This window comes from Zobellia sp. OII3, assembly GCF_002211465.1.
In the GTDB taxonomy this organism is placed as follows: Bacteria; Bacteroidota; Bacteroidia; order Flavobacteriales; family Flavobacteriaceae; genus Zobellia; species Zobellia galactanivorans.
The window spans coordinates 212,697-220,694 of sequence record NZ_MWRZ01000008.1 but is presented as its reverse complement, the minus strand read 5'-3'; the positions used below and the strand labels follow the sequence as shown (position 1 = coordinate 220,694).

Sequence of the window (7,998 nt, the reverse complement as noted above, 5' to 3'; positions counted from 1 at the left end):
TTTTTTTTTTTTTTTTTTTTTTTTTTTTTAATTATTCAATATTGCCAACTAACTTAAGAAAACTTATATAGTACTAGGGTTAAAAAGGTAGGAATAATGCATTGGGTTTGCGAAAAACTTGAATAAATCGAAATATTAGGGGGGTAGATAAATGAAAGCTTGATGGTTTGTTGTTTAAGGTATTCATTATCTATTAAGGAAAACGAATGGTCTTAAAGTTTTTTACATGTGTGGGAACCTACAAAAGGAAGAAAACGCTAAGCTTTTGTATAGCTATTCCGTGTTTAAAATGATTGGCAAGTTTCAGTCGTTTAGAAAAAAACCTTGAAAATCCGAAGATTGACAAGGTTTTTAGTTGATTAGAGCAAAAGGTTGGTTCGTGACCTTATTGATAGATCCTTACATAGTCTATTTCAAAAATATCATCTGTGAAATTCTCGGGGATATCACCGCCCAGGGTTCCGCCCATGGCAATGTTCAACAGTAGGTAATGCGGGGCGTTATATGGCGTGTTCTGAGAGTTTTTCAATTCGTAAACAAGGGTGTCGTCTAGAAATACTTTCATTGCGGAGGCGTTCCATTCTAGGGAATAAACGTGGAATGAACCGGAGGCGTTTGTTATGGGGGTGGTGCCACCTAAATTCTGGTATTCATCAGAGTTAAGATCGGACCAATGAAAATGGGCAATAGTACTTTCCTTGTCCCAGCCGTTTTGTTCCAGAATGTCAATTTCGCCGCATGCGGGCCATTCGGCGTTGCCATATTGTCCGCCAAAATAGTTTCCGGTTTCATTTGAGTTGGCACCCAAAGTCCAGATGGCGGGCCATGTGCCTTTTTTACTTGGTAGTTTTGCCCTCACTTCAACTTTTCCATAAGTAAAGGCGAATTTTGAATTCAGCCTGGCCGAAGTGTAATCTTTTGTAGAGCCCTCAAAGGTATACTTCTCTTTTATGGCCCTTATTTTTAATGTGCCATCGCTTACAAATGAATTTTCACTACGATTTGTGTAATGCTGTAATTCGTTATTATGCCAGCTGCCATTATTCGGGGGGATCACCTGATAGTGCCATTTTTCCGGGTCGGGTTTTCCTTCGTATTCAAACTCGTCTGAAAACACTAAGGTATTAAAGGCTTCATTCGACTTATATACTTCTACATTGAAGGTCTCGTTAATGAATTCGCCCGTAGGGGAATAGGCCCAAACCACTATCGTGTAGGGGTGGGTGCCCTCTTCTGTAAATGTATGGGTGGTGGAACCATCCGTGCTGTCTTCTACATCACCATTTTCGAACCTGAAGGCATATCTCACCGCATTTGAGGCTGAGGCCGAAACCTCTACGATTCCGGAACCATTACCATTTGGGTGGGCGTCATCTGTACCTACAAGGGTGATGTCTACCTTCAAATCAGTAGGTTTTAGATCCTGTCCTGAATCCGTAGAACTGCAAGAAAGTGCAACTAGAAGTATAGAGAGTGATAGGTTTAGGTAGTTTATCATAATCATTCGGTAAAAGGGCGTTTTTCGATTAATTTTCATGATATTTTTTTCTGGTTATAGCAGTTTTCTATGAAAACCTTTCGAATAACTACCACAGGATTTAAGTTGCTGATTTATTTGTGAAAGTATACATTGTCAATAAATAGGGTGGCAGATCCAACGGGTTGTGCCGCATAGATGAGCTGGGCGATATTGCCTTTGGTGGTTAAGCCCGTAAAGTCGGACAAGGGTATGTCAAGCGATATCCAAGTGTTCTGTTCCGGATTGGCAATGGTAATTTCATGTTCTACGTCGTCGCCTCCGTCATAAGCTCCATTGGCGCCAAAGTCTACAAGTTTAATCCGTATTTCGGTGGCATCGGCCGTCCAGATATCCGTATGAAAATGGGTCATGCTACCGGCGTCGATTTGATTGTTTACGGTTTCTATTCCCACAAAGTTGAGGTCGCTGTACTTTTTCGTTGCATTGCCATCGATGTCGATTTCTTCAAGGGCAGCCTCCGACCAATCGGTCCTCCAAGTATCTACGGGTATATTGGTATAGGTGTCGCTAAAGAGGGAAATTACATCGGTATCGGGAGTTAGGGGAGTAGGGGCTGCCGCTGTTGGGTCGGTAGCCGGCGGGTTATAAAAATAGATGTTGTCGAGGTAAATGGTGCCATTGCCATCGAACTTTAATTGAATAATATCCGTAAGGTCTACAACACTTGAAAAATGACTTAGGGGAATGTCTACACTGTTCCATTGACCTGTGCTGATTTCAAAGGCATAGGCCGTTTCAGCTGGGCCGGAGCTGATGAGGTAGCCGTTCAGTTCACTTGAGTCGTCCGTCCAATAATCGATATGGAGCATGGTCATTTCCGAAGCATCTATGGGCGTGGCGAATTGGGTGCCTTGATAGTTCAGGTTTTCGTATTTTAAAACGGCATCGCCTACTATCTCTATTTCCGAAACAGCGGTGGCTTGGCCCCAGTCGGGGTTAAAATTGGTATCCGCTACGTTAGTATAGGCGTCGCTGAATAGGGAAATAACCTCGGTTTCGGCCACAGTCGGTGTAGGGGCTGCCGTGGTGGGTTCCCCGGTTTCGGTAGGTTCTTCGATAACACTTCCTTCGCCCATTACGATATTGTCGAAATAATGGGTGGTAGGGGCGGTCTTCTCCCCTGAAAAATCAAAGAAAAGCACCATTCTATCGTATTTGTCGGTGTCGCTTGCGGAAAAAGTAAAGGAGAGTTCCTCCCATTCATCGGCGGTAGTCGTTTCTGATTGTACTTCTTTGTTGATAGTACCGTCGGAACTGTCTTCAAGTTTTAAAAGCACAATTTGTTCTGCAGCAGGGGCGTATACCATGAGCTTTATCGTCTGAAGCCCTGAGAAATCAATTTTTCCGGATAAGTCAAAAAATAGTCCGGCCCAAGATTCGACTCCTTCCGTTTGAGTGTATGCTGCTACCCTATCTGAAGTATTGATCCCCGAAGCATCTGGGTTTTCGGTAAATTCAAGGGAAAGTGAACCGTCTTTTTCACCGAAAAAGGAAACATCGGGTCCCTCGCATTCAAAATCCAATCCTTTTGAGATATCGGGTAAGACCGTTTTGAAAGTACATTCTTCGGTAACGGGCTCAGGCTTCGGAGCCACATAGGCCGAAGGCGGTGGTGTATCATCTTCCATTTCACAAGAAAGATTAACGACCGACAATGCCCCTATAAAAATTAGTGGCCAAAGAATTGAGGTACGTGGGACTCTTATATTTGTTCTGTATTTTTTCATAATTCAATGTTTTAATTATGTTAGGCCATTTTAGTTGTATCCATCGTTTTGAGGGTAGTTAGGACCGAGTAAATCCATCTGTTCTTGTGGAATAGGCCAATTTTGCATGTACTCCCTGAGTATCGTTTTGGGGTTTCCTTCGGGGTACGACTCGTTCATATTGTCGTTGTTCATATGGTCGAGCAAGAACTCGTACAATTTGCCGGTTCTTTTGAGGGTATACCAGCGTTGTCCCTCAAAACCGAGTTCACGCGCCCTTTCATCGAGTACGGTTTGCAGGTCGATAGAGCTGGCCGGAGCGGCGTTCGCCCTTGTCCTAACGGTATTTAAATAATCGAGGGCCTTGGCATTGTTGCCTAACATCATTTGGGCCTCTGCTGCGATTAAATAGGTCTCGGCCAATCTGTAGACCATAATGTTTTTATAGTGGTTTCGGTCGGTGGGTTCGACCGTTTCATCGAAGAATTTAAGAACACCGGGATTTTGTCGTCTGTAGTACAGCATAAATTCGTTCTGGTCGGTTTCGCTGTTTTCATATAGATCGAGGGGATCGCCTAATTCCTTACCTTCAGGAAGTGCGCCTTCATCATTATAGGCATAGTTAAATATGTAATAGGTGTTGTTTTTTCTATCGTCGTTGGGATCTTCGTTAAGTAGGTCGATCATGTAGCTGTTCAATGAAATAAAGCCCGCTCCGGAACCTCCGTTTTCTACCGATTGTATCAAACCGGGCGCATCGGCGTATGACGCCACCATGTTCCAGTTCATAATATGCGGACCGCCACCGCCGATGGTTTCTTTTTCAAAATTGATGGCGAACAAGGTTTCTACGTGGTCGAGCTCCCCTGCAAAAACGTCTTTGGTGGTGGGGGCCAGGCTATAGTTTCCACTGTTCAATACCGCTTCTGTTTGGTCGGCGGCCTCGCTCCAATCGTTTTCCCACATGGCTACTTTGGCCCTGAGGTGCCTTGCCGCACCTTGGTTCCATCTTCCGAATTGCTCGGTAAAATAATCAAGGTTTTCGATTGCGAAATCGAGGTCTGACCTGAGTAAGGCGAATATTTCATCTACTGATGATTTGTCTTGGGGTACGTCAAAAGCGTTTTCGGGGGTAGTCGGCTCGGTAGTGATATAGATGTTGTTGAATAAGCGGTAAAGTGTAAAATACGCTTGCGCCCGCATACATTTGGCCTCGGCCAAAATTTGGTTTTTGAGGCTAATGTCGATGTCGTCGAGTTCTTCGGCCCCTTTGATAATGGCATTTGCCCTATCTACAACCTTGTAATTGCGAACCCAATAGGCGCTTATACCTGCTGTAGTTCCGTAGTCGCCAAGGCTGGCTCCCCACAACAGTCTACTGTAAAGGGATACCTCACCGGTTATGCCTACGCCCAGATCGCTTTTGGCTTGAGGAATCAAGGGAATGGTTCCGTTCAAGCTTAGGTCTTGGTAGATTTCACGATTGAGCGTGTAAAGTCCGACTACGGCCGATTCAAGACCTTCAGGGGTAGAATAGAGAAAATCGACCGATGTGTCGGACAGTAATTTATCCTCTAATAAATCATCATCGCAAGAGCTCGATAGGGCAACGGCAATGACTAGAGTAAAAAGTCTTTTTAACAATATGTAACTATTTGTATTTTTCATAACAGTATTTTAAAATCCTAGTTTGACGCCAAGTGTGATGTTTCTCGTCTCGGGAAATGCCGTGCCCGAATCGGTGAGGGGGTTCTGTTCCGGACTATACGACCTAAAATCGGTTAATGTCAGTAAATTGGTGCCGGTCAAATAAATTTTCGCTCTTTGAAACCCCGTTTTTGAAAATAGATCTTTTGGAAAGGTATATCCTAGCGTCAAGGTTCTTAGCCTTACGTACGAGGCATCCCTTACTGCAAAGGAATACAGGTGTAGATGGGTGTCGGGTTTCGGCCTTGGGTATTCGGTCGAAGGGTATTCGGGGGTGTAGTATTTGGCTCGAATACCATTAATGGATCCCTTCCATAATTCGCCATTGGCAAGAACGGTGTTCAGTTTGGTCGCTCCTTGTACAATATAGAGGTCGGCAAAAAGATCAAAATTCTTATAGGTAATCGTATTGGTGATGGATCCGTACCAATCGGGGTCGGCATTGATAAAAACATTGTCCCTATTATCGATCTGGCCATTGCCATCTTGGTCTACGACCCTGACGTCTCCGGGCTGCGCCAAAGGGTTGCCCGAACTTGCGATATCATCGCCTTCTTGATAGATGCCGTCGTATTGTGGTAGCCAAATATTGTTGATGGATTGGCCTACTGATAGGCGCCTGCCGTAGGTGTCGGTAATATCGATCGGGTCGCCGTTTTCATCCAATTCGCCCGTAAGGGAAATGATCTCGTTTTTGTTCTTCGAAAAAACGGTTCCGAGCGACCATCTGAACTCTTCTTTTCTAATGATATTTGTCGTTAAGGAAGCTTCGAGCCCCCTGTTTTCCAGTTCGCCCACATTGAAGCGAATTACATTGTACCCCGTCGTTCCGGCAATGGACCTGTCGAGCAACAGGTCGGTGGTGTTGGCTTTGTAATACTCTAAAGTACCTTCGAATAGATTGTTGAAGAGTCTAAAATCGACACCTGCGTTCAAGGTTGTTGTGGTCTCCCATTTTAAATCGGGATTGGGCAGGCGTGAGGAGGCGGTAGCTCCGGCAACGGTCCTGTCACCAAATATATAAGGAAGATCGTCTGCCACACCCAACGATTCGAGTGAATTGATACCTTGGTTACCTGTGGCCCCGTAACTTACCCTGAGCTTCATTTCATCTATGGCCTTGATATTTTCCATAAAAGGTTCGCTGTGCATTTTCCAGGCCACTGATACCGCAGGAAAGAACCCCCACTTGTTGTTTTCGGCAAAAACCGAGGCTCCATCGGCACGGGCAGTGGCCTCTAGAAGGTAGCGGTCTAGATAGCCATACCTTACCCGGCCTAGAAAAGAAAGCAGCCTTCTTTGTGAAACACTTCTTTCACTATTAAGCAAAGTGGTTGCATTGCCATTATAACCAAGGGCATCGTTCGTAAAGCCCGATTTGTCGAGTTGGCTATATTCGGTCAATTGTTCATCGAAGGCTTGTACCGCGGTAAAGTTTAGGCTGTTATTGTCGTTTATTTCAGGGGTGTAATCGAGAATGTTCTCTATCAACAGTTGTTTGAAAAAGGTGTTCGAGATAACGGCAAGGCCATCTATGCCTTCATCTCCTGCCGAATGCAATGATGAACGATAGATTCCCCTATTGGTGTTTCTGTTGCGCAAGAAGCTTTTTAAGGTATAGGATAGGTTTGGATTGAAATCGTATACCAAGCTCAAGTTGATGTCCGTAAGGTTAATTTTGGTTTCGTCTTCCGATTCTCTTTGGTCCCATAAAGGGTTGATCGCAGTGTTTGATGGTCCCAAATAATTTTTCACCAAGTTTCCTTCATCGTCAAAAGGTTTGGCCAATGGGGTTATGGTGGTGAAGTTTAGGTTACCGGTTTCTTGGTCTTGCTTGGCGCTTTGGTAGTTGAAAATACCTTTCAACGATAACTTGTCGGTAAGCTTTTGATTAATGTTTAGTTTAAAGGTGCCACGGTCGTATCCTGAATTGGGAATAATTCCTTCTTGGGAGAAGTAGTTAAGACTTGAAAATACCTTGGTCGATTCGTTTCCTGCCGAATAGCTAAGTGAATGGCTTTGGATTACGGCGTCTTGTAAGATCAAATCTTCCCAATCGACGAAGTCTTTGTTTGCAATGGCTTCCAATTCGAAAGGGGAGAAAATATTCTCATCGTTCAGGTATTCGCCCGTAAACCGGTTTCGGTTGGCTTCCCTTTTTAGGTCTATATATTGTTGTCCATCGTATTGATTGAAGTTCTTGGTAAGGGTCTGAATGGTGGTATACCCATGGTAGTCTATCGTCGATTTCCCCGATTTCCCGGTTTTTGTAGTTACCAGGATGACCCCATTGGAGGCTCGCGAACCATATATGGCAGTTGCCGAGGCATCTTTTAGAATTTCTATATTGGCGATATCATCGGGTGATACATCGTTCAAACTGTCAAAGGGCAGGCCGTCGACTATGACCAAGGGGGAATTGCCGTTAGGTGCTACGGAAACATTTCCACGGATAACGATTTCCGATCCGCCCCCAGGTCGGGCATCCGATAAATTTACCTGAACCCCTGCGGCTCGGCCCCTTAGCATTTCGGAAACGTTTGTGGTTGGTACCGAGGTAGCCTCGTTGACCTCGACACTGGTAACGGAACCGACTACATTGCTTTTCTTCTGTGTACCGTAACCTACTACAATAACTTCATCTAAGGTTTGGGCATCCTCTTCTAAGGTTACGTTTAAGGTAGTAGCATCGCCAACGGTGATTTCTTTCGTAAGAAAACCAATATAACTAAATGACAAGACATCTTTATCTGTGATATTTTGGATAACATATGCTCCGTCAAAGTCGGTTACAACCCCGTTGGAAGTACCTTTGACGACAATGTTGACCCCGGGTAACGGCCCCATGGCATCAGATACGGTGCCACTTATCGATTTAGTTTGTGAATAACAAACAGTAGTACATATGAGTACAATGAATTTTAATAGAACATATCTCATTTTCGAGCGGTTTAGTTTACACTCAAAAATAGATGGGTTAACGTATCCTTAACAAAGAAGATGCCTCTATAAAAAACCTACATTGACATAATTTGCGTATAAAAA

Annotated in this window: 4 protein-coding genes; all 4 read right to left on the bottom strand. The window is 44.2% G+C overall.

Going from position 1 to position 7,998, the window contains the following annotated elements:
* Nucleotides 1-385: 385 nt before the first annotated feature.
* Nucleotides 386-1,498: a family 16 glycosylhydrolase gene (locus B4Q04_RS18355; protein ID WP_236631047.1), complete on the bottom strand. Its 1,113-nt coding sequence runs from the start codon at nucleotides 1,496-1,498 to the stop codon at nucleotides 386-388.
* Between the two features lie 113 nt (nucleotides 1,499-1,611).
* Complete coding sequence (locus tag B4Q04_RS18350; protein ID WP_123772398.1) at nucleotides 1,612-3,267, bottom strand: hypothetical protein; 1,656 nt, start codon at nucleotides 3,265-3,267, stop codon at nucleotides 1,612-1,614.
* A gap of 30 nt (nucleotides 3,268-3,297) precedes the next feature.
* Nucleotides 3,298-4,914, bottom strand: a complete 1,617-nt coding sequence (locus B4Q04_RS18345) for a RagB/SusD family nutrient uptake outer membrane protein (protein ID WP_088697663.1) — start codon at nucleotides 4,912-4,914, stop codon at nucleotides 3,298-3,300.
* Nucleotides 4,915-4,923: 9 nt separating this feature from the next.
* Nucleotides 4,924-7,893: a SusC/RagA family TonB-linked outer membrane protein gene (locus B4Q04_RS18340; protein ID WP_088697662.1), complete on the bottom strand. Its 2,970-nt coding sequence runs from the start codon at nucleotides 7,891-7,893 to the stop codon at nucleotides 4,924-4,926.
* Between the last annotated feature and the right edge of the window lie 105 nt (nucleotides 7,894-7,998).